Source organism: Streptomyces sp. IBSBF 3136 (genome assembly GCF_036815105.1).
In the GTDB taxonomy this organism is placed as follows: domain Bacteria; phylum Actinomycetota; class Actinomycetes; order Streptomycetales; family Streptomycetaceae; genus Streptomyces.
Map to the genome: position 1 here is coordinate 1 of NZ_JAJSZC010000076.1, position 22,662 is coordinate 22,662.

A 22,662-nucleotide genomic window follows, 5' to 3' on the forward strand; every position below is an offset into this window, starting at 1 on the left:
GGGGAGGGAGGGCGGAGCCATGGCCGTACGCCTTTCGTCCGGCCGCTCGTCGCAGGGCGGCCGGTGTCGGAGGGCCGGCCGTTTGGGAGCGGACGACACCCGGCCTCCCGCGAGGCCGTGGTGGCAGCCCTGTCTCCCCCGACCGGCCGCGCCGCCCGCTCCTTCGGTCAGCCGGAGCAGTCGAATCCACTCTGGCACCCGCCAACAACAGCCCGCAACCAGCAAGTTGAAAATCGCAAGCAGCCCTGAGCGTGCGGCTCGGGTCGCGAAGACCTGAGGCGGTGTGGCCGAAAAGAAATGGAAAGGGACCGGAATTCGCCACAACCATCGCTGTTGTGCCCTCTGCCGGGAATTGCGGGGAAAGAAAAGGCGGAGGGGTGGAACCGGGCGGAGGGAATTGCGGTCTTAAGGTCCGTCGAAGGCCGGGATGGAACCGGTCGCGAAGAAACCGGGGGAATGAGAAACATGACCGTCCGCAAACGCAAGACACTTCTGACCGCCGTCGCCCTCACCGCCGGCCTCACCCTGGCCGCCGTCACGCCCGCCCTCGCCGGCACCGGCGCGAGCCACACCACCCGGGCCGCCGTGTCCACCGCCCAGGGCGACCCGCGCGACGTCACCCAGCGCGTGGCCGACTTCTACGGCGCCTACATCGACGCCGTCTGGGACGGCGAGGACCCCTCGGCCGCGGCGGACGCCAAGGCGCTGCGCGCGTTCTACCTGTCCCCGGCCGCCCAGCGGCACGTGGCCGCGTACGAGGCGAGGAACCACGCGAACGGCATCCTGTTCGCCCAGAACGTCCCGGTGAAGTGGAAGGTCGTGCACACCGGCTCCGGCGCGGGCCACGCCACCAGCAGGGTCACGCTCACCTGGAGCGACGGCGCCGGCGCCCAGGTCACCAAGATCGACGTCCTGTCCGACCTGAAGACCCGGAAGATCACCGACCTGAAGCCGGTGCGCTGACCGGCTGGCGCAGGCGCCCGGCCCCGCCCCGCCCCACTCGGGGCGGGGCCGCGCTGTGCCAGGGCCGGTTTCGGCGCGCGCAGCGAGCGGTCCGGCTCATCCCGTACGGGTGCCGGGCCGCCGTACCCGGTCCTGGGCGACCGTCGCCGGCCGGTGCGGGTGGCGGACGCCGGCGGCCGTGCGGTGCAGGGCGATGAGCGCGGCGTCGTCGTCGAGGCGGCCGCCCACGTGGGCGAGCAGATCGTGCCGCAGATGGTGCATCAGCGCCTCCGGGCTGACGTCCGTCCAGCGGGCGGCCCGCTCCGCCAGCGGATAGAACCGCCCGCGCGCGTCCCGCGCCTCGATCACCCCGTCGGTGTACAGCAGAAGCGTGTCGCCGGGTTCCAGGGAGACGACGTCCAGCGTGTGCTCGGCGCCACCGTGCACCCCGAGCGGCGGCGCCGGGTGCAGGCTGGGCGCCGTGACCGCGTGACCGGGGCTGAGCAGCAGCGGCGGCGGATGGCCGCAGCTGGTCATCCGGGTGAGCGCGTCCCCGTCCAGGATCTCCACCAGCAGAGCCGTGGCGAAACGTTCGCCCGCCTCCTCCTCGGTGTCCAGCTCGGCCGTGTACCGGGTGATGCTCAGGTCGAGCGCCGTGGCCAGGTCCGGCAGCGTCACATGGCGGTGCGCGCTCTCCCGGAACGCGCCCAGCAGCAGGGCCGCCTCCCCGATGGCGGCCAGGCCCTTGCCGCGCACGTCGCCGATGAGGACCCGCACCGAGCCGTCGCAGCGGGTCGCCGCGTACAGGTCGCCGCCGATCTGCGCCTCGTCCTCGGCGGCCAGGTACAGGGACGCGATCCGCAGCGGGCCGATGTACTCGGGCAGCGGCCACATCAGCACGTGCTGCGCCGCTTCGGCGACGTTGCGCACCTGGGCCAGCTGCGCCTGGCGCCGCTCCCGCAGGGCGCTGTAGACGACGACCGCCACCGAGAGGATCGCCAGCGTGACGATCTGCACGATGTGGTTCGTCGTCGTCAGACCGCCGTGGTAGACGCCGATCAGGGTCTGGGCCCCCACCGCCAGCGCGCCCACCAGCCCCGTGGTCCGGGGGCCGGCGAACGACGGGGTGATGGCGGGCGCGATCACCAGCGCCGGGCCCAGGTGGATGCTCTCGGGGGAGCGCAGGTCGACCACCGTGATCACCACGATGAGCGCGACGGGGAACAGCAGCAGGTTCCGGGACGATCGCCACCTCAGGCGCGCGTCCCGACTTCCGGACCCGAACCTCATGCCTACCAGGGTGCGCCCGCGCACGCGCCACGGCACTCGGGGGCACCGCCCGACGGCGACGACTGACCGGGCGGGGCCCCGGGTACCCGGGGCCCCGGGGCCGTCCCCGGCCGTCCGCGGGGGCGCCGGGAGCCGGCAGACGGACGCGAATGGAGAGGCCATGACGCAGAACGGGGAGGACTCCACCCCCGCCCGGCGGCCGGAGGTCGCCGGACTCCGGCTCGCCGCCGACAGCCCGGTGCGGTCCGCGGCGGCGCCGCCCGGTGCCCAGGACCTGCCCCAGGACCGCAGCCAGGCGATCCTGGAGGCCACCAAACAGATCGGTGCCCTGCTCAAGCGCAAGGGCCACCCGTTCGCCCTCGCGGGCAGCGTGGCCGTCTACGCCCACGGCGGCAGCCGCCACCTCCAGCACGACGCCGACTTCGCGGTGCTGCCTGAGGACGCCGACGCGGTGGCCGCCACCCTGCGCGAGGCGGGCCTGACCGTGCGCACCCCGCCGGAGGACTGGCTGCTCAAGACCGACTGCCACGGGCAGGACATCGACATCATCTTCGAGCTGGCGCACCAGCCCGTCACCAAGGACATGCTGGCCCGGGCCCAGTGCCTCCCGGTCGACTCGGTGCTGATGCCGGTGCTGGCGCCCACCGACCTGATCCACAGCCTGATCAGTGCCTTCTCGGAGCACTACTGCGACTTCGGGGCGGTCCTGCCGGTGGCCCGCGCCGTGCGCGAGAAGGTCGACTGGGACGAGGTGCGCCGGGCCTGCGGGGACGAGCCCATGCCGGCCGCCTTCCTGTTCCTGCTCGAACAGCTGAACGTGATCCAACCTCGGGAAGGGACATCATGACCGACCCCGACGTACGGCCGCCGGGCCCGCCCACGGCCGAGAACCTGGACTACCGCGTCGCCCACCTGGCCGACCGCCTCGCCGCCGGCCACCTCGGGGAACTGGGCGTACGGCTCGTCCCGCACGGCGACTCCGTCCTGCTGACCGGCACCGTGCCGTCCACCCAGTGCCGGGACGAGATCCTCGGCCTGGCTCGCGAAGAGCTGGCGGGGCACCCCGTCCACTGCGACATCCTGGTCGCCGGGACCTCCTCGCCCGACCACGGGGAGGACCTCACATGATCCGCGTAGCGGCGGTGGGAGACATCCACATGGCACCGGAGAGCGAGGGCACGCTCCGCCCGGCCTTCGAGACGCTGCCCGGCTGCGCCGACGTGCTGCTGCTCGCCGGCGACCTCACCCGGCACGGCACCCCGGAGGAGGCGCGGGTCGTCGCCCGGGAGATCAAGGACCTCCCGGTGCCGGTCGTCGCCGTCCTCGGCAACCACGACCACCACGACGAACGGCCCGAGGAGGTCGCCGGCATCCTCCGGGAGGCCGGCGCCCAGGTCCTGGAGGGCCAGGCCGCCGTCGTCACCACCGCGGGCGGCGCGCGGATCGGGGTGGCCGGGACCAAGGGCTTCGGCGGCGGCTTCGTCGGGCGCTGCGCCGGCGAGTTCGGCGAGCCGCTCATGAAGGAGTTCGTCCGCTACAGCCGCCGGTGCGCCGACGGCCTGCTGGCCGCCCTGAAGGAGCTGGACGAGCGGGACTGCGACGTGCGGATCGCCCTGACCCACTTCTCTCCCGTGCCGGACACCCTGGCCGGGGAACCGCCGGAGATCTACCCGTTCCTCGGCAGCTACCTGCTCGCCGAGGCGATCGACACCGCGGGCGCCGACCTCGCCGTGCACGGGCACGCCCACGCGGGCACCGAACACGGCATGACCAGCGGCGGCGTGCGGGTGCGCAACGTGGCGCAGCCGGTGATCGGCCAGGCGTTCCACGTCTACCACCTGCCCGTGGCGCAGCGGGCGGAGCGGCAGCCCGCCTGACACCACGGGCGCCGGCCCGGGACCTGTCCCGGGCCGGCGCTCAGGCGGCCGTGCCCAGGGCCACCCGGCCGGTCATGTCGCCCTCCTTCGCGCTCAGCGTCACCGGCGCCCGGACGGTGCGCCGGCGCGCGAGCAGGCCCGTGCCGATCGCCCCGGCGATCAGCAGACCGCCGGCGACCAGCGCGCCCCGCGTCCCGGCCCACTCCATGAGCAGGCCGAGCGCCGGTGGGCCGCCGAGGCCCCACACCGTGCCGACGCTGCTCCACACGCCGAGCACCCGGCCGCGCAGATGCGGGGGCGGATCGGTCTGCAGGACGGCCGTGCCCGCGGTGTCGGAGACCGACTCCACCACCGCCATCGGCAGCACCAGCACCAGCAGCACCGCGAGCGACGGCGAAAGCCCCGCCGCCACCTGCAGCAGCCCGCCCGCGGCGGCGAGCAGGCCCACGGTGCGCACCGAGGGCCGGCGCAGCCGGGCGCCGAGCACCGCGCCGAGAATGCCGCCGACGGCCAGCACCGTGGAGACGGTGCCGAACGCCCCGGCACCGCCCGCGAGCGGCCCGGTGACGAGGACGGCGAGGGTCAGGCCGTAGTTGCGGCCGAAGACGGAGCTGATGCCAGTGACGGCGGCGAGCGCGACCAGCCGGGGCCGGCGCGCGAAGAACGCCAGGCCCTGCCGCACGCCCATCTCCACGCGGTCAGGTGCGGCGCGTTCGGCGCTCACCGGCTCGCTCACCGGCTCCTGGACCGCGCCGGGGGCGGGCCGCAGGAACGGCACGACCGCGGCCACGAACAGGAACGACAGCCCGTTGGCGGCGTACGCGGCGGACGTGCCGAGGAAACCGACGGTCACCCCGGCCAGCGCCGTACCGGTGAGCCGGCCGGCGCTGTGCACGAGCGCGCCGACGCCGATGGCGGACGGTACGTCCTCCACCGGCACGAGGTCGTTGCCGAGGAGGGCGCACGCGGGTCCGTCGACGGTGGCGATGACACCGGTGACCGCGGCCAGCACCATCAGCGCCGGCATGTCGATCCGGTCGAGCGCCACCAGCAGGGCGGTGGTGAAGGCGACCGCGCCGAGCAGCGCCTGGCTGACGGCGACGGTCAGCTTCCGCGGCCAGCGGTCCACGGCCGCGCCGCCCAACAGGCTCACGAACAGGGCGGGCGCCGCCTGCACGGACATCGACAGACCGGTCGCCGCGGCGGAACCGGTGATCTGGAGCACCAGCAGGTTCTGCACCGTGAGCTGCATCCAGGTGCCGGCGTTGGAGACGAGATTGGCGACCGACCACCAGCGCATGCTGGGGTGCCGCAGGGACCGCCACGGCGAACGCGACGCACGCTGGGCGGCGGTTTCGGGCACGGGCGTGGACAGGGCGGGGGAAAGGGGCACGGAGGGTACTCGACAGCCAGGGGTGGGGAGAGACCGGCGGTACCCGTCGGGCCGGCTGCGCTGCGCGGCCGGGCCGCCCGGTCAGGGCGCGGACCATCGTGGCAGAAGGGACCGGCGGCCCGCCGCCGCCACCCGTGCGAGCGGCCCCGTACGGCCCTCAAATCCGTGCCCCCCGTTGGCACTTGACCCCGGCGTGGGGTTGCTCACAGAGGCGGCGCCGGAAGGGGGACGAACGGGGCGGAACCGGTCACCGGTTCACCGTGCGCATGCCCGCCTCGTCGTAGCGCTCCCCGGCCGCCTCCGGCAGCTCGGCGTCGATGCGGGCCAGGTCGTCCTTGGTCAGCTCGATGTCGACCGCGCCCGCGTTCTGCTCCAGGTAGGTGCGGCGCTTGGTGCCCGGGATCGGGACCAGGTGCTCGCCCTGGGCCAGCACCCAGGCGATGGCGAGCTGGGCCGGGGTCACGTCCTTCTCCGCGGCGATCTCCTTGACCTTGGCGGCCAGCCGCTGGTTCGCGTCGATGTTGGCGTCGGTGAAGCGGGGGTTGTTGCGCCGGAAGTCGTTCTGGTCCAGCTCGTCGGGGGAGGAGAACCGCCCGGCGAGGAATCCGCGGCCGAGCGGCGAGTACGGGACGAAGCCGATGCCCAGCTCCCGGCAGGCGGGCAGCACCTCGGCCTCGACGTCCCGCGACCACAGCGAGTACTCGCTCTGCACCGCCGTGACCGGGTGGACGGCGTGCGCGCGCCGGATGGTGTCCGCGCTCGCCTCGCTCAGCCCGATGTGCCGCACCTTGCCCTCGGCGACCAGCTCCCCCAGGGCACCCACCGTTTCTTCGATGGGCACGGCGGGGTCGACGCGGTGCTGGTAGTACAGGTCGATGTGGTCGGTGCCCAGGCGCTGGAGCGAGCCGTGGATCGAGCTGCGCACGTGCTCGGCCGAGCCGTCCTGCCGGCCGATCGTGCTCATGTCGCCCGGCACCGCGTCGTCCATGCGGTAGTTGAACTTCGTGGCGATCACGTACTCGTCGCGGTGTCCCCGGATCGCCTCGCCGACCAGGGACTCGTTGGTCAGCGGTCCGTAGAGCTGGGCGGTGTCGAGGAAGGTGATGCCCAGCTCCAGGGCCCGCCGGACGGTCGCGATGCCCTCGTCCTGGTCGGCGGTGCCGTAGAAGGCGGACATGCCCATGCAGCCGAGGCCGATGGCCGATACCTCAAGATCCCGCAGACTGCGCTGTCGCATGTGGTGTCCCAGCCTTTCCGCTCGAGCGTCGCTCCCTGGACGAGGGCCGTCGTGGCCTACGGCACGAAGCCCTTCTCCATGGAGCGACGGATTCCGTCTCCCGGCATCCCGAACGGGAACGCCGGGCGCCGCGGCCCTTGCCGGCCGGGGTGTCTTCGACGCTATGACCTGGAGCGCGCTCGAAGTCAACCCGGCCGGTGGCACCCCCCGGCCCGGAAGCGGCCCGCTCCGCGTGCGCCCAGGGGCCGGCAGTGTGATGCTTTTCGCACTTCGACTCCTACGGGCACCCCCTAATGTTGCCGCGACGTACGGCAGGGCATGGCTGACACCATGGTGTTCGTCGCCGCCAGGCAGCTGAAGGGAATCCAGGATGTTCCGCAAGGTGCTGGTCGCCAACCGTGGAGAGATCGCGATTCGCGCGTTCCGGGCCGGTTATGAACTCGGTGCGCGCACGGTCGCCGTCTTTCCGCACGAGGACCGCAATTCACTGCACCGGCTGAAGGCCGACGAGGCGTACGAGATCGGGGAGCCCGGGCATCCCGTGCGGGCCTACCTCTCCGTCCAGGAGATCGTGGCCGCCGCCCGCCGGGCGGGCGCCGACGCCGTCTACCCCGGTTACGGGTTCCTCTCCGAGAACCCCGAACTCGCCCGCGCCTGCGAGGAGGCGGGCATCACCTTCGTCGGGCCGAACGCGCAGACCCTGGAGCTGACCGGCAACAAGGCGCGCGCGGTCGCCGCGGCCAGGGCCGCCGGAGTGCCGGTGCTCGGCTCCTCGGCGCCCTCCAACGACGTCGACGAACTCATCCGGGCCGCCGACGACATCGGCTTCCCCATCTTCGTCAAGGCGGTCGCGGGCGGCGGCGGCCGCGGCATGCGCCGGGTGGAGGACCCCGCCCAGCTGCGCGAGTCCATCGAGGCCGCCTCGCGCGAGGCGGCCTCCGCCTTCGGCGACCCGACGGTCTTCCTGGAGAAGGCCGTTGTGGACCCGCGCCACATCGAGGTGCAGATCCTCGCCGACGGCGAGGGCGACGTCATCCACCTCTTCGAGCGCGACTGCTCGCTCCAGCGCCGCCACCAGAAGGTCATCGAGATGGCGCCGGCGCCCAACCTCGACCCGGAACTGCGCGAGCGGATCTGCGCCGACGCCGTGCGCTTCGCCCGCGAGATCGGCTACCGCAACGCGGGCACCGTGGAGTTCCTCCTCGACCCCGCGGGCAACCACGTCTTCATCGAGATGAACCCGCGCATCCAGGTCGAGCACACGGTCACCGAGGAGGTCACCGACGTCGACCTGGTCCAGGCCCAGCTGCGCATCGCCTCCGGTGAGACCCTCGCCGACCTCGGCCTGTCCCAGGACACGGTGACTCTTCGCGGTGCCGCCCTCCAGTGCCGTATCACCACCGAGGACCCGGCCAACGGCTTCCGCCCGGACACCGGCCGGATCAGCGCCTACCGCTCGCCCGGCGGCTCCGGCATCCGCCTCGACGGCGGCACCACCCACGCGGGCACGGAGATCAGCGCGCACTTCGACTCGATGCTGGTGAAGCTCACCTGCCGGGGCCGCGACTTCCGGGCCGCCATCGGCCGGGCCCGGCGTGCCGTGGCCGAGTTCCGCATCCGCGGCGTGGCCACCAACATCCCCTTCCTCCAGGCCGTCCTGGACGACCCCGACTTCCAGGCCGGCCGGGTCACCACCGCGTTCATCGAGCAGCGGCCGCACCTGCTGACCGCCCGGCACTCCGCCGACCGCGGCACCAAGCTGCTCACCTTCCTCGCCGACGTCACCGTCAACAAGCCGCACGGCGCGCGCCCCGACCTGCTCGACCCGGTCGCCAAGCTGCCCACCCCGCCGGCCGGGGAGCCGGCCGCCGGTTCCAGGCAGCGGCTGGTCGAACTGGGCCCCGAGGGCTTCGCCCGGCACCTGCGCGAGTCCCCGACGATCGGCGTCACCGACACCACCTTCCGCGACGCCCACCAGTCGCTGCTGGCCACCCGGGTGCGCACCAAGGACCTGCTCGCCGTGGCCCCGGTCGTCGCCCGCACCCTGCCGGAACTGCTGTCCCTGGAGTGCTGGGGCGGCGCGACGTACGACGTGGCGCTGCGCTTCCTCGCCGAGGACCCCTGGGAGCGGCTGGCCGCGCTGCGCGAGGCCGTGCCGAACATCTGTCTGCAGATGCTGCTGCGCGGCCGCAACACCGTCGGCTACACCCCGTACCCGACCGAGGTCACCGACGCCTTCGTCCAGGAGGCCGCCGCCACCGGCATCGACATCTTCCGCATCTTCGACGCGCTCAACGACGTCAACCAGATGCGGCCCGCCATCGACGCCGTGCGCGAGACCGGCACCGCGATCGCCGAGGTCGCCCTCTGCTACACCGGCGACCTCAACGACCCGGCCGAGCGGCTCTACACCCTCGACTACTACCTGCGCCTAGCCGAGCAGATCGTCGGGGCGGGGGCGCACGTCCTCGCCATCAAGGACATGGCCGGACTGCTGCGCGCCCCGGCCGCCGCCAAGCTGGTGACGGCGCTGCGCCGCGAGTTCGACCTGCCCGTGCACCTGCACACGCACGACACGGCCGGCGGCCAGCTCGCCACCTACCTCGCCGCGATCCAGGCGGGCGCGGACGCCGTGGACGGCGCGGTGGCCTCCATGGCGGGCACCACCTCGCAGCCGTCGCTGTCGGCGCTCGTCGCCGCCACCGACCACTCCGAGCGACCCACCGGCCTCGACCTCCAGGCCGTCGGCGACCTGGAGCCGTACTGGGAGAGCGTCCGCCGGATCTACGCCCCGTTCGAGGCGGGCCTCGCCTCGCCGACCGGGCGCGTCTACCACCACGAGATCCCCGGTGGGCAGCTGTCCAACCTGCGCACCCAGGCCGTGGCCCTCGGCCTCGGCGACCGCTTCGAGGACATCGAGGCGATGTACGCCGCCGCCGACCGCATCCTCGGTCACCTGGTCAAGGTCACCCCGTCCTCGAAGGTGGTCGGCGACCTCGCCCTGCACCTGGTGGGCGCCGGGGTCTCGCCGGCGGACTTCGAGGCCACCCCCGACCGGTTCGACATCCCGGACTCGGTGATCGGCTTCCTGCGCGGTGAGCTGGGCACCCCGCCCGGCGGCTGGCCCGAGCCCTTCCGCACCAAGGCCCTCCAGGGCCGCGGCGAGTCCAAGCCGGTCCCGGAGCTGTCCGCCGAGGACCGCGACGGGCTCGCGAAGGACCGCCGGACGACCCTGAACCGGCTGCTGTTCCCCGGCCCGACCCGCGAGTTCGACACGCACCGCCAGAGCTTCGGCGACACCAGCGTGCTGGACAGCAAGGCGTTCTTCTACGGACTGCGCCCGGGCAAGGAGTACGCCGTCGACCTGGAGCCGGGCGTCCGGCTGCTGATCGAGCTTCAGGCGATCGGCGAGGCCGACGAACGGGGTCTGCGCACCGTCATGTCCTCGCTCAACGGCCAGCTCCGCCCGATCCAGGTGCGCGACCGGGCGGCGGCGTCCGACGTGCCGGTGACGGAGAAGGCCGACCGCACCGATCCGGGCCATGTGGCGGCGCCGTTCGCCGGTGTGGTGACGCTCGCCGTGACCGAGGGCGACGAGGTGGCGGCCGGTGCGACCGTGGCCACCATCGAGGCGATGAAGATGGAGGCGACGATCACGGCGCAGAAGGCGGGCCGGGTGTCCCGGCTGGCCATCAACCGCATCCAGCAGGTGGAGGGCGGCGACCTGCTGGTCGAGATCGCCTGAGCGCACGCCCGCCGCGGCCGGGGGAACCGGCCGCGGCGGGTGGTGCGGGGGCGCTCGGTCCCGAGCGCTCGGTACCTGCCCGCTCAGTCCCAGAGCGGGTAGGTCACGACCTTGGGGAAGCCGGCCGGGCGCGCGTCGTCGTAGGTGAGGGTCATCCGGGTGAAGTGCTGGACGTCCGGGTGCTTCTTCAAGGGCTCCGGGCGGTCCAGGCGCACGACCACCGGGTACGGGTGGAAGCGGCCCGCGGCGCAGTACGGCTTGCAGTCGTTGACCCAGTTCACGCCCACGGCCTTCGCCCGCTGGCTGCCCCAGTGGTTCCAGTCGAGTCCGGCGAGGCGGCTGTTGCCGTCACCGCAGGCCAGGATGAAGTCGGTCGGTCGCACGTCGTGGTCGAACCGGCAGTCGACCAGCACCGGCTGCCGGGGCCGGGCCTGGCTGGCCGTGTCCGGTGGGCCGGCCGAGGCCGTGGACATCGATGCCGCGAGCAGGGCTCCCGCCGCGAGCATGACCGCCGTTCCCGTCACTGATCCGCGCATGGCCGCTCCCAGCCGTCGTGCCGTGTCCGAGCGCGTGCATCTCGACGCTACGACCGTACCCCCGAATGCACCAATCGCGCAGGTCGTGACGTGTGTCGGCGGTCAGCCGTGCGCGACGGTCAGCCCGTAGAAGGCGACCCGGGCGCCGTTCGTGGGGCTGTCCGAGGAGGACTGGTTGTAGGAGCCCGCCTTGAAGTACTGCCGGTACGGGGTGAAGGAGGAGGGGATGGCGTAGCGGGTGGTGGTTCCGTTGACGGTGAGCGCGATGGTGTTGCCGCCGGCGACGGCGATGGTGTAGCTCCAGGTCTTGCCGACCGAGACGTGCCCGACGGTGTGCGGGGTCTGCCCGCCGGAGGGCGAGTTCTCGGTGCCGAGCACGATGTCGCCGTTCGCGTGGTAGTACAGCTCCAGCAGCGGCTTGGTGGAGGAACCGCCGGAGCCGAGGTGGATCTGGCCCACGCACACGTTCTTGGTCACCGAGACGACGCGCAGGGTCGCGCTCATCCGGTGGGAGCCGCTGAGCGCCCAGTCGGCGGCGCTGCCGTCGCGGTTCATCTCCCGCAGTTCCGAGCGGGCGTAGTTCGAGTTGGGCGTGGTCACGCCCTTCTCGGGGGCCCAGAAGGTCATCGCGCCGTCGCGCGTGTCGGTGTAGAAGTACGCGTCCTGGTAGCCGTTCGCGCCCTGGAGCCGGGACGAGGGGATGGTGGTGGGGGAGCCGGGGGAGCCGACGGGCTCCTGGAGCTGCCATGTCGACAGGTCGAAGTTGCCGCCCGGTGCGACGTGCGGGTCGGCCGCGTCCGCGCTGCCGCCCACGAGGGCGGTCAGGGCGAGGACGAGGCCCGCGGCGGTGGCGACGGTGCGGAGCCGGTGGTGGGTCATGTGGGGGGTCCCTTCGCCGAGCCGGAATGCGTTCGCTGTTCAGCAGGCTGAACAGCGAACGCATCCTTGGTCGCTGATGACCCGTGAAACTAAAGGTCCGCGCCAGTCGCGTCAAGGGGTCAGCAAGCGCCCTCGTCCTGCCAGGGGCCCCACTCGGAGGCGCCGGGCACCTCGTTCTGGGTCCACCACTTGGCCTTCCAGTTGTGCTTGTTGTACGACACCTCGTTGCCGGCCGTGTACACCGCGCCCGAACTCCACGCCGTCTTGCAGGAGTTCGGAGTCGGAGTCGGCGTGGGGGTCGGGGTGGGCGTGGGTGTCGTGCTCGGCGGCGTCGCCCCGGCGAACTTCACCGAGTACTTGGCGAAGTCCCAGGAGTTCTGCGTGACGCTGGAGCAGGTACCCGACGTGCGGCCGCCGTTGTCGGCCGGGCTGCACTGACGGTCACGGTTCAGCGACCAGAACGTGAACCGGTCCATGTTGTGGCTCGTGGCGTAGTCCAGCACGGTCTGGAAGTCGGCCTGCGAGAAGTACTCACCGGTGTCGCTGCGGCCGTTCATGCCGGAGAAGCCCTCATGGGCGTAGGCGGTGGCCTCGTCCCAGCCGAACGTGGACCGCAGGATGGCGTTGAAGTTGGTCAGCGCGCCGGTCTGGCTCGCCGCCCCGTTGAACCCGCCGTCGAACGGCATGATGGAGAAGTTGTTCGGGGTGAACCCCTGGGACTTGGCCTCCAGCAGCATCTGCTTGCCGAACCAGCCGGTCCCGTCCGCCGTGCCGGCCGTGGTCACGGACACGTAGAGACCCGGGTTGTTCTGCTGGAGGATCTTCGCCGCGCCGATCTCGTTCCGGATGGCCGCGGTGTTCTCGGACTCCGGCTCCTCCAGGTCGAAGTCGATCGCGTGCAGGCCGTACTTGGTGATGACCTGCTGGTACGCCGCGGCCGTGGAGGCCGCGTCCGCGCAGGCCTGGCCGAGCTTGGTGCCGCCGTACCCGCCGATGGAGACGGAGACGTCCCCGCCCTTGGCGCGGATGGTGCTGATGACGTTCTGCACGGCGGTGTCGGAGGAGACCGGCGCGGTGCCGCCCCAGGTGGGCGAGCAGCCACCGCCGTTGGGTGCGAGGACGAAGGCCAGTTGGAAGGCCTTGAGGCCGGAGGCGTCCATGATGGCGGCCGGGTCCGGCGGGTCGTTGTCCAGGGGCATCAGGTACGGGGCGGCGGCGTACCAGCGGTTGCCGAGCGCGCTGGTCGCGCCCGAGGCGTTGCTCGCGACCAGCGCGGTCGTGCCCGCGGCGGCGAGCGTGACGGCCGCCGCCGCGCCCAGACATGCCCGAAGTCGTCTCACTGCGTGCCTCCAGAAGGTGGGGGTGGGGAGGGAACCCTGAGCGGGGGAGCCCCACCTTCTGGGAGGTGTTGCGCTCACGTCAATGAGTTGGACTAGACCAACTTTCTCTTTGGACTAGACCATACGGTTTCTTTACCTCCCGTCGACCAGCCGCAGGGTGAACGCCCGGTCCAGCGACCGGCTCGGGGTGGTGACGGTCGTGACCCGGGTGTCCGGGTCGTACGACCAGGCCGAGCGCGGGAGTCGCCGCCCGTCCAGGAGCACCCGCGCGGGCGCCAGGCCGCCGTGCACCGTGAACCGGTGGGTCCGCGCGTCCACCTTGCCCGTGTAGTCGCCCCGGCTCGCGCCGACCGTCACGGTCGTCCCACCGGCGCCGGCCCGCATCGACACGCGCTGGGTGGCGGCGGACCCCTTGGCGAAGTCACGGGTCACGCCGTCGTCCTCGTACAGCGTGTAGTGGCTGGTGCCGTGGGCCGCCGGGTACAGGTCCCAGTCCAGCTCGTGCCGGTCGCGGGTCTGCCAACTGGTCGTGCCCTTCGGCCACATGGGCACGACGGCGCCCTCGCGCACGAACAGCGGGAGTGTGTCCAGCGGTGCGTGGTAGCCGTTCAGGGTGGTCGGACCGTGGTAGGTGCGGCCCGTCCAGTAGTCGGTCCAGGTGCCCTTGGGCAGATAGATGCCGTCGCGGGTGTCGGAGTCCTGGTAGACCGGGGCGACGAGGAAGTCGGGTCCGGACAGGAACTCGTACTTGGCCTGCTCGCCGAGGGTGTCCGGGTCGTCCGGGTACTCCAGCCAGAGCGGGCGCACCGCGCCGACGCCCGTCTTCGCCGCCTGGGCCGACAGGGTGTACATGTACGGCAGCAGCCGCTCCTTCAGCTGGAGGTACTTGCGGTTGACCGAGGTGTACGGCTCCCCGTCGACCCACGGCTGCTGATCGGCCGGCCTGCCCGTGGTGATGTCGCTCGCCCAGCCGTCCATCGTCATGATCGCCGGCAGGAACGCCTTCCACTGGAGGTCGCGGGCGTACATCTTGGCGTCGTGGCGGTAGATGCTGCCCACGTCGCCGGTGTCGTAGGCGATGCCGGACATGGTCGCCCCGGCGTAGGTCGGGATCTGCCAGCGGATGTAGTCCCAGGACAGCTTCTGGTCGCCGGACCACAGCACCCCGCAGCGCTGGGCGCCTGCCCAGGACACGGGCAGCCAGACGAAGCCGCGGGCGTCGCTGTTGTCCTCGATCCCCTTCTTGGCCGCGTCGCAGGCGTCCAGCGCGAACTTGTAGCCGTTGCCGACCCAGGCCACGTCGAGCTTGGCCACCCGCTGTCCGGCCCTGACCTGGTCGGCCAGCTTGCCGATGCCGTCCTGGGTCCACAGGCCGAGCTGGGCGTGGTGGTCCGTGAGGCCCTCGGCCGTCTGCTCCAGGTTCTCGTAGCCGCAGCCGTAGCCGTCGTTGACGAGCATCCAGCCGAGCGGCATGCCGTGCTCGGTGTACCCGTCGGCGACCTTGAGGGCGTCCAGGGTGTGCCGCTCGCCCCGGTTGGCGTTGTGCAGGTAGCAGTCGGAGTCGCCGGGTTCCAGGCCGTAGACCGGTGGCATGAAGGGGCGGCCCGTCAACGCCGTGTACTTTCCGATCACCTGCTTGGCGTCGCCGAGGAAGTAGTAGGCGTCCAGGCGCCGTTCCTGCTGGCCCGTGGTGACCGGCGAGCCGAAGGTGTACACACCCGGCGCGAAGGTGTTGCGGAAGACGCCGTAGCCGGCGCTGGAGACGTAGAACGGCTGGGAGTTGTTGTAGCCGCCCTCGTTCCAGTCGAAGCTGTTCGCCACGTACACGGTCCGCCCGCGGTGCGAGAAGCCGCCGTTCTGCTCGCCGCCACCGAAGAACTGCTCGTCGGCGCCCCGTGTCAGGCTCTGCCGCATGCCGCCGGTGGACCAGCGCAGCGGCTTGTCCTCCTGCCAGATCCGGGTGCGGTCGTCGGGCTTGTACAGCCCGAACCGCAGCGGCTTCTTGTACACGCGCAGGACCGCGTCCGGGGAGCGGATGCCGTAGTAGTCGCCCGCGTCGAAGGACGAGGTGTGCCGCTCGGGCGCGGGCCGCGCGCGCACGATGGCGTCACCGGCCGGATCGCTCAGCGCGCCCGACGGGTCGGCCTGGAGCCGCAGCCGGCCACCCGTAAGGAAGTCGGCGCGGGCCCTGAGCCGCCCGGCGCCGATCGTGTAGCTGCCGTCGCGCCCGGAGAAGGACGTGAGGTCGCCGGCGTCCGTGGTCGCGGGCAGGTACGCGGTGCCGGTGAAGGAGTCGTCGTGCACGTCGTACGGCACGACCACCACGTGGTAGGTCCCCGAGGCGCGCGGGATCACCGTGGCCTCGGGGTCGGCGGTGCCGGCGCTGGAGGCGACCTGCTTGCCGTGGTCGTCGTAGACGTACAGGTCGAAGTCGGCGGCGGGTTCGTCCCACTTCACCGACAGCGGGACACCGCCCTCGGGGTTGTCGTCCCAGTAGCCGTCCGGCACCGAAACGGTCAGGTCGAAGCGGTCGCAGACCTTGTCGTCCGGGTCGTCGGCCGGACAGCTCTCGGTGCCGCCGCCGGTGCCCTTGGCGTACCCGGGGCTCTGCCAACTCACGCTGCTGTGGGTGGAGTCGAGGACGGCGCCGGCCGTCGCTGCGGCCTCGGCGGGGGCCGGGGCGACGAGCAGGGCCCCGGCCAGGGCGGTCGCCAGAGCGGCCGGGATCCAGGCCGGACGCGGCACACGGTGTCGGAGTCTTCGCACGGAGGAACAGCTCCCATCGCACCATCGCGGACTGACTGTTCGTAAGGCTTGTGCTCGGAAGCGCTCGAAACGAGCTTCAATCGAGCAACTTCACGCACGAAGACTCGCGGTGGGTGCAGGTTCATGTCAATACCGAAGGGTGGAACGCGGCCGGGCACGACGAAGGCCGGCCCCCTCCGCGAGGGGGCCGGCCTTCGTCGCGCTCAGGCCCGGCCGGGGTTCCCGCGGAGCACGATCTGTGTCTGCGTCGTCTGCCCGACGAGCCGGTCCCGGTCGTCACGCAGGTCGGTCTGCACCACGAGGAGGGTGCCGCCCAGGTGCAGGGGGCGGGCCATCGCGCGGACACCGCCGGCGGTCACCGCCCGCAGGAAGTTGGTCTTCGACTCCACCGTCGAGGTGCCGGAGGCCCCTTCGGGCAGATTGAGGTAGGCGCACACGGCGCCGACGCTGTCCGCCAGCGCCATCAGCGCCCCGCCGTGCAGGGCACCGCCCGCCGTACAGACGTCCGGTGACCAGGCCAGGCTGCCGACGGTGCGCTCGGCCGTGGCCTCGTGCAACTCGATGCCGAGGCCGGCCGCGAACGGCATCGTGGCCAGCAGGTCGCCGGGCTTGGGTGCTTCCGGTTCGGCCGGTGCGGCTTGTGCGGCCGGTTCGGAGGAGGACATGGCGTACCGCCTTTCGTGACTGCCGTGATCACTGCGAAGGTCGACCAGGCAGTGTGCCAGGGCCGGCGGTCCCGGCCCGGTCCCGTAGACCCGAACACGCCACGCGCCGGCAAAAGTTTCGCGGTGCTCGTGGAGCTCAAGCTCTACATCAGGAGCAGGCGTTGACCGGCCGGCCCCCGCCGAACGTATGGGGTGGCTCCGGACCAGGCGGCGCCCTCGCCGCAGGGGGGCGTGAGAATCCCGCCATCCGTCCTGACTCGTCACCGATGTCCGCAGACCCATGGCGGACCGACCGTCGCCTGAGGCACCCTTGACGGTGTGCGTACTGTTTCGCGAGGTTTGGGCGTCGGCGCACGGCGGGGAACCGAGTCGGCAGAAGGAACGGCAGGACGCGCCAGGCGCGTCATGGGGGGAGCGGCCCATGCGATCCATGAGCCAGGACGCACACGCCTCACCGGTCTGTGCCGCGCGGGACACGGCGCTCGTGTCCCCGGCGGAAGGGCGGTCGATCTGAGGTGGAGATCACCATCCACAGACCCGGTGACCTGACCGCCGCCCTGCGCGGAGCCTGGCACCGGGCGATGGACGAGTCACCCGAGTACGCGAACCCCTTCCTGGCACCGGAGTTCACGATCGGCGTCGGCCGGCACCGCGGCGGGGCACGGGTGGCGGTCCTGCGGGAGGGCGGCGATCCGGTCGGCTTCCTGCCCTACGAACGGGGGCCGCTCGGCACCGGCCGGGCCATCGGGCTCGGCCTGTCCGACTGCCAGGCCCTGGTGCACCGGCCCGGAGTCGTCTGGGAGCCGGGGGAGTTGCTGGCCGCCTGCGGTCTCAGCATCTTCGAGTTCGACCATCTCGTGCAGGAGCAGCGGCCGTTCGCCGCACACGTCACCGGCACCTTCGCCTCTCCGGTCATCGACGTGAAACCCGGCGACGGCGGCTATCCGGAGTGGCTGCGCGGCACCTACCCCGGGCTGGCCAAGACGACGCTGAAGAAGGAGCGCCGGATCGGCCGCGACCTCGGCGAGGTGCGGTTCGAGTTCGACGAACGGGACCCGCGGATGCTCGGCACCCTCATGCGCTGGAAGTCCGCCCAGTACCGCCGGACCGGACGGATGGACCGGTTCTCGCGGCCCTGGATCGTCGACCTCGTGAACCACCTGTTCCATGTGCGCGAGGAGCACTTCACCGGTGTGCTCTCCGTGCTGTACGCCGGTGACCGCCCGGTCGCCGCCCACTTCGGCCCACGTTCCAGCACGGTCCTGGCCGCCTGGTTCACCGCCTACGATCCCGAACTGCACTACTACTCACCGGGCCTGATGATGCACCTGAGGACGGCCGAGGCCGCCGCCCGGCACGGGGTGACCCTGGTCGATCTGGGGCGCGGCGACAAGGAGTACAAGGACTGGCTCAAGACCAGGGAACTACGGGTCGGGGAGGGGTTCGCCGCCCGCGCCCACCCCGTGGCCGTGGCCCGGCGGATGTGGCGCAGGCCGGTACGCGGCCTGCGGAACACGGTCCTGGCCCATCCCCGGCTGCGCGAGCCGGCCGACAGGCTGCTGAGGACGGTGGGCCAACTGCGCACCCGGGACGGGGTGACCGGCGGCTAGGCGCGACCGGCGGCATCGGGTGACCGTACGGCGGCGCGGCCGGCCGGAGCCGTGCCGCGTCGCAAATTCGATGACGGGACCGGCAATTACTGGCAGGTTCTCGTCAAAAATGCGCCAAGTGGCGGACATCCGGCCGTCCGGATGATCGGGTCTCCTGCGTCGGCAGTGTCGATGCCCCTTCTTGGAGGTCCCTGGTGTCCGTGCCAACCCGCGGCAGACGGTGGTTCACCGTCTGCGCGCTCACCGCGTCCGCCGCGCTCGTGGCGATACCGCCGTCCGCCGCGTCCGGACGCGGCGGCGCAGATCCCTTCGGAGTCCGTACTCTCCACCAACTCGCCAAGGAACGCGAGCAGTCGGTGGGTGCCCGGGCCTCGTCGTCCCCCCGGCTCCAGGCCGATGACGACGACGGCAACGAAGCGGACGAGATCGCCGAGGGAGCGGACCAGTACGCCGAGGCCCGTACCTCGCCCGGTGTCATCGCTCCGGGCGCGTACGGAGCCGCCTGGCGCGAGCTGCGGAAGCTGCCCGCCACCAAGGGCGCCTGGCGCAATCTGACCGATCTGCCGTACAACTCCGACGACGCGCGCTACCGCGACATCGACTCCAACTCCAGCGGCGGGTCCGGCAACGTGACCGGCCGCATGGCCGCGCTCGCGGCCGACGACGACGGCTACGTCTACGCGGGCAGCGCCGGCGGCGGAGTCTGGCGCTCGCGCCACGGCGGCGGCCACTGGCAGCCCATCAGCGACGCGCTGCCCGCGCAGTCCACCGGCGCCCTCGCCCTCGACGGGGCCGGCCGGCTGTGGCTGGGCACCGGCGAGGCCACCACCAACGCCGACGCCTACCTCGGCAGCGGCGTCTACGTCCTGGCCCACCCGCACCACGGCAGCTTCTCCGCGCGCCTGCGGGTCGGCGGCGACGAGCTGGACAGCACGACCATCCACGAACTGCGCTTCGGCGGCGGCAAGGTGTGGGCGGCCACCAGCGAGGGCGTCTGGAGCCACTCCACGAAGAAGCTGAGCGGCTCGTGGAAGCTGGAGTTCGCGCCCAACCCGGACTTCCTGCCGGGCGGTTCGAAGGCCGACGACCCGGGCGCCCCGTACAAGAACATCGCCAACGACATCGCCGTCGACCCCAAGGACCCGTCCAAGGTGGTCCTCGCCGTCGGCTGGCGCAGCGGCGACGACTACAACGGCTTCTACGCGAAGAGCCACGGCACCTGGACGCGGATCACCGACGGCCTCGGTGACCTGCCCGCCGACCCCGACAACGTCGGCAACGTCACCTTCGCCCGCTCCGCCGACGGCTCCCGCTACTACGCCATCGACCAGTCCCCGGAGCAGCTCAGCACCAACCCGGACAGCGGCCTCGAGGGCATCTTCGTCTCCAAGTCCGGTTCGCCCACCGGCCCCTGGACGAAGATCGCCGACTACAAGGGCCTGGCCGCCGACAACTCGGCGCTCACCTCGCCCGGCTACATGCCGGGCGTCCAGGCCTGGTACAACCAGTTCCTCACCGTCGACCCCAGCGACCCGCGGCATGTCTACGCGGGTCTCGAGGAGGTCTACGAGACCAAGGACGGCGGCGGCACCTGGTCCACCGTCGGCCCGTACTGGAACTTCGGCTTCTCCTGCTGGAGCATCGACCCGGCCAAGCAGACCGGTGACTGCAACCAGACCACCCACTCCGACCAGCACGGCGTCGCGATCGGCCGCCTCCACGGCAAGAGCTTCGTCTACGTCGGCAACGACGGCGGCGTCTACCGGCGCCCCGTGAACGGCAGCCAGGACGCCTCGGGCCACGCCACCGACTGGACGTCCCTCAACGACGGCACCATCGACACCCTCCAGTACTACTCGGTGGGCATCGGCAAGGACCTCGACCACGGCGGTGTGTCCGTCACCGGCGGCCTGCAGGACAACGGCCAGTCCATCCTGCGCAGCAACGACAAGGTGATGGGCTCCGACTTCGGCGGCGACGGCGGCGACACCCTCACCGACCCCGCCAACGGCTGCAACATCGCCCAGGAGTACGTCTACCTCGCGATCCAGGTCACCAACAACTGCGCCGTCAACGACGGAAGCTGGACCACCGACGCGAGCAAGGCCACCTCCTACGGCGTCGCGCCGCCCGACAACGCCACCAGCGAGGCCCGCTTCATCGCCCCGCTCGCCACGGACCTGAAGAACGGCTCCACCTGGATCGCCGGCGGCCGCCACATCTGGGTGCAGACCCACGGCTACGCCATCCGCAGTGGCTCGGAGTGGACCAGCGTCCACGACTTCGGCGCCGGTCGCGTCGCCACCGCGGTCGCGGCCTCCGGCGGGAAGATCTACGCCGCCTGGTGCGGTCCGTGCAACAACCAGGGCTTCGCCCGGGGCATCGCCGTGGGCAACTCGGACGGCACCGGCTGGCACGACATCGCCCTGCCGGTGAGCGGCACCGTGCCCAACCGCTACCTCAGCGGCTTCGCCGTCGACCCGAAGAACGCCGACCACGTCTTCCTCGCGGTCAACGGCTTCTCCCGGCACTGGACCGAGGGTCCGGGCGCGGGCGTCGGGCACGTATTCGAGTCCAAGGACGGTGGCACGACCTGGAAGGACATCTCGGCGAACCTTCCGGACGTGCCGACCGACTCCGCGCTGGTGACGGCTGACGGCGGCCTCGCCGTCGCCACCGACCTGGGCGTCGTCTACCGGGCGCCGGGCCGTACGAGGTGGGAGCGCGTCGGCAGCCTGCCGGCCGTCGCCGTGCTCCAGCTCAAGACCGGTCCCGGCGGCGGCACGCTGTACGCGGCCACCCACGGCCGGGGCATCTACGCGGTCAGGCTGCGTTCGCTGCGCTGACCGGTCCCGCACGACGGAGGGGTGGCCCGCGGGGTCACCCCTCCTGTGCGTGCTGCACCACGTCCAGGCGCAGCGTGAAGGCGGGGCGCGCCGCGCCCGCCACGTCCGGCGCCCTGGCCGCCGCGGTCACCTCGGCGCCGCCGCCCCGGGTGCCCGCACAGCGCAGGACGGCGTGCGCGGTGCCGTCCCCGTCCACGTGCCACCCGGCCGGGACGACCAGGGCCGGGGCCGAACTGCGCACCCCGGTCCACCTTCTGTCGTCCAGGCGCGGGCGCAGCACCAGGGTCACCACGGTCCCGGGCCGTACACACAGCCGCTGCCGGAGGGGGCCGCCGGGGGAGACGGTGACCTCCGCCCGCCCGGCGGCGCACCCGTCGGCCGGGGCGGAGGGCGATCCGGGAGCGCGCGTCGGCAGCGACGGCGTCGACCGAGCGGGCGCCGACGGCTGCGCGTGCGACGGCCGCGCCGGCCCGGACGAACCGCTCTGCCCGGCTCCCGTGCCGGTGCCCGCGCTCTCCGACGGGCCGGGGCCCGCGCCCGTACCACCACCCGCCGGCGCGCCGCACCCCGCCAGCAGTACGACCACCACGGCGGCCCGCCGGCCGCCGCCCCACCCTCGCATGCGCGCACCTCCCCGCTCGCCGTTCGTGCGCCTTCCAGGATGCCCCGGGCCCGGCGACGTGACCCCCGGCTCGACGCAGGAAACCGATCGGTTTACGCTGAGGGGAAACCGATCGGTTTCACTTGTCTGGAGACTGCCGTGACCGCACTCAAGAACTCCGTCGTCCTCGTCACCGGCGGCAGCCGGGGCATCGGAAAGGCTCTGGTCGAGGAGGCGTACGAACGGGGCGCCGGCAAGGTGTACGCCACCGCCCGCGACCCCCGCACCGTCACCCACCCCGACGCCGTCGCCCTGCCCCTGGAGGTGACCGACCCCGCCTCCGTGGCCGCCCTGGCCGAACAGGCGCCCGACGTCACCGTGCTGATCAACAACGCCGGCGTCTCCACCGGCGCCCGTGTCCTCGGCTCGCCCCTCGACGACATCCGCCACGAGTTCGAGACCAACTACTACGGCCCGCTGCTCCTCACCCGCGCCTTCGTGCCGGTCATCGAGCGCAACGGCGGCGGCCACATCCTCAACGTCCACTCCGCACTGTCCTGGGCCGCCGACGGCAGCAGCTACAGCTCCACCAAGGCCGCCCTGTGGTCGCAGACCAACAGCCTCCGCCTCGACCTGCGCCCGCGCGGCATCGAGGTCACCGGTCTGCACATGGCCTACGTGGACACCGACATGACGTCGGGCGTCGACGCCCCCAAGGCGAACGCTCGCGACATCGCCGTGGCCGCCCTCGACGGTGTCGAGTCCGGAGCGCACGAGGTGCTCGGCGACGACACCACCCGCTGGGTCAAGTCGGTCCTCTCGCAGGACCTCGGCTCGCTGTACCCGCAGCTCGCCGGGTGAGCCCGGCGCCCCGGCGGCGGTGACCGGCGAGCCCCGCTCACTTCCGGCCGCGCCGACACGACCGGAAGTGGTGC

Annotated in this window: 17 protein-coding genes; 8 read left to right on the forward strand and 9 right to left on the reverse strand. The window is 72.3% G+C overall.

The window, feature by feature from the left end:
* Positions 1–465: 465 nt before the first annotated feature.
* Positions 466–963 carry a hypothetical protein gene (locus V7E45_RS18210; protein ID WP_333775231.1) on the forward strand — a complete coding sequence of 166 codons (498 nt, stop codon included), beginning with the start codon at positions 466–468 and terminating at the stop codon, positions 961–963.
* Between the two features lie 96 nt (positions 964–1,059).
* Here the strand turns inward: V7E45_RS18210 and V7E45_RS18215 are convergent, their stop codons facing one another.
* Complete coding sequence (locus V7E45_RS18215; protein ID WP_333775232.1) at positions 1,060–2,232, reverse strand: PP2C family protein-serine/threonine phosphatase; 1,173 nt, start codon at positions 2,230–2,232, stop codon at positions 1,060–1,062.
* A gap of 160 nt (positions 2,233–2,392) precedes the next feature.
* Between V7E45_RS18215 and V7E45_RS18220 the strand changes: the two genes are divergently transcribed.
* Genes V7E45_RS18220 through V7E45_RS18230 form a run of 3 tightly spaced genes read left to right on the forward strand, consistent with a single transcriptional unit; the run spans position 2,393 to position 4,109 of the window.
* Positions 2,393–3,079, forward strand: coding sequence for a hypothetical protein (locus tag V7E45_RS18220; protein ID WP_333775233.1), 687 nt, complete (start codon positions 2,393–2,395; stop codon positions 3,077–3,079).
* Positions 3,076–3,360: a BON domain-containing protein gene (locus V7E45_RS18225; RefSeq protein WP_333775234.1), complete on the forward strand. Its 285-nt coding sequence runs from the start codon at positions 3,076–3,078 to the stop codon at positions 3,358–3,360. The genes V7E45_RS18220 and V7E45_RS18225 overlap by 4 nt, the downstream gene beginning before the upstream one ends.
* A complete protein-coding gene (locus V7E45_RS18230) occupies positions 3,357–4,109 on the forward strand; it encodes a metallophosphoesterase family protein (RefSeq protein WP_333775235.1) in 753 nt (250 codons plus the stop codon). Before V7E45_RS18225 ends, V7E45_RS18230 begins: the two co-directional genes overlap by 4 nt.
* 40 nt (positions 4,110–4,149) lie before the next feature.
* On the opposite strand, the gene V7E45_RS18235 is transcribed toward V7E45_RS18230, so the two are convergent.
* Together V7E45_RS18235 and V7E45_RS18240 are read right to left on the reverse strand one after the other, a co-directional pair.
* Complete coding sequence (locus V7E45_RS18235; RefSeq protein WP_443056088.1) at positions 4,150–5,409, reverse strand: MFS transporter; 1,260 nt, start codon at positions 5,407–5,409, stop codon at positions 4,150–4,152.
* A 340-nt stretch (positions 5,410–5,749) separates the two neighbouring features.
* Complete coding sequence (locus tag V7E45_RS18240) at positions 5,750–6,739, reverse strand: aldo/keto reductase (protein WP_333775237.1); 990 nt, start codon at positions 6,737–6,739, stop codon at positions 5,750–5,752.
* Between the two features lie 370 nt (positions 6,740–7,109).
* Between V7E45_RS18240 and V7E45_RS18245 the strand changes: the two genes are divergently transcribed.
* On the forward strand, positions 7,110–10,484 hold the full coding sequence (locus tag V7E45_RS18245) for a pyruvate carboxylase (RefSeq protein ID WP_333775238.1): 3,375 nt from the start codon (positions 7,110–7,112) through the stop codon (positions 10,482–10,484).
* A gap of 83 nt (positions 10,485–10,567) precedes the next feature.
* Here V7E45_RS18245 and V7E45_RS18250 read toward each other — a convergent pair whose 3' ends face one another.
* The 5 genes from V7E45_RS18250 to V7E45_RS18270 all read right to left on the reverse strand — a co-directional run bounded on the left by V7E45_RS18250 (position 10,568) and on the right by V7E45_RS18270 (position 16,670).
* The gene (locus V7E45_RS18250; protein WP_333775239.1) at positions 10,568–11,020 is read right to left on the reverse strand and encodes a hypothetical protein; all 453 of its coding nucleotides are present in this window, start codon (positions 11,018–11,020) and stop codon (positions 10,568–10,570) included.
* Between the two features lie 102 nt (positions 11,021–11,122).
* Positions 11,123–11,899 (reverse strand): polysaccharide lyase family 7 protein, encoded by a 777-nt coding sequence (locus V7E45_RS18255; RefSeq protein ID WP_333775240.1) that lies wholly within the window; start codon positions 11,897–11,899, stop codon positions 11,123–11,125.
* A 119-nt stretch (positions 11,900–12,018) separates the two neighbouring features.
* The gene (locus tag V7E45_RS18260; protein ID WP_333775241.1) at positions 12,019–13,239 is read right to left on the reverse strand and encodes a carbohydrate-binding protein; all 1,221 of its coding nucleotides are present in this window, start codon (positions 13,237–13,239) and stop codon (positions 12,019–12,021) included.
* A gap of 132 nt (positions 13,240–13,371) precedes the next feature.
* Positions 13,372–15,984, reverse strand: coding sequence for a TIM-barrel domain-containing protein (locus V7E45_RS18265; protein WP_443056086.1), 2,613 nt, complete (start codon positions 15,982–15,984; stop codon positions 13,372–13,374).
* A gap of 224 nt (positions 15,985–16,208) precedes the next feature.
* A complete protein-coding gene (locus V7E45_RS18270) occupies positions 16,209–16,670 on the reverse strand; it encodes a PaaI family thioesterase (RefSeq protein ID WP_443056087.1) in 462 nt (153 codons plus the stop codon).
* 515 nt (positions 16,671–17,185) lie between these two features.
* Here V7E45_RS18270 and V7E45_RS18275 point away from each other — a divergent pair.
* Both V7E45_RS18275 and V7E45_RS18280 read left to right on the forward strand, forming a co-directional pair.
* Positions 17,186–18,280, forward strand: a complete 1,095-nt coding sequence (locus V7E45_RS18275; RefSeq protein ID WP_333775242.1) for a GNAT family N-acetyltransferase — start codon at positions 17,186–17,188, stop codon at positions 18,278–18,280.
* 194 nt (positions 18,281–18,474) lie between these two features.
* On the forward strand, positions 18,475–21,126 hold the full coding sequence (locus V7E45_RS18280; RefSeq protein ID WP_333775243.1) for a glycosyl hydrolase: 2,652 nt from the start codon (positions 18,475–18,477) through the stop codon (positions 21,124–21,126).
* A 34-nt stretch (positions 21,127–21,160) separates the two neighbouring features.
* On the opposite strand, the gene V7E45_RS18285 is transcribed toward V7E45_RS18280, so the two are convergent.
* The gene (locus tag V7E45_RS18285; RefSeq protein ID WP_333775244.1) at positions 21,161–21,748 is read right to left on the reverse strand and encodes a hypothetical protein; all 588 of its coding nucleotides are present in this window, start codon (positions 21,746–21,748) and stop codon (positions 21,161–21,163) included.
* Between the two features lie 138 nt (positions 21,749–21,886).
* Between V7E45_RS18285 and V7E45_RS18290 the strand changes: the two genes are divergently transcribed.
* Entirely contained in the window at positions 21,887–22,588 is a 702-nt protein-coding gene (locus V7E45_RS18290) for an SDR family oxidoreductase (protein ID WP_333775245.1), read from the forward strand.
* Positions 22,589–22,662 lie beyond the last annotated feature (74 nt).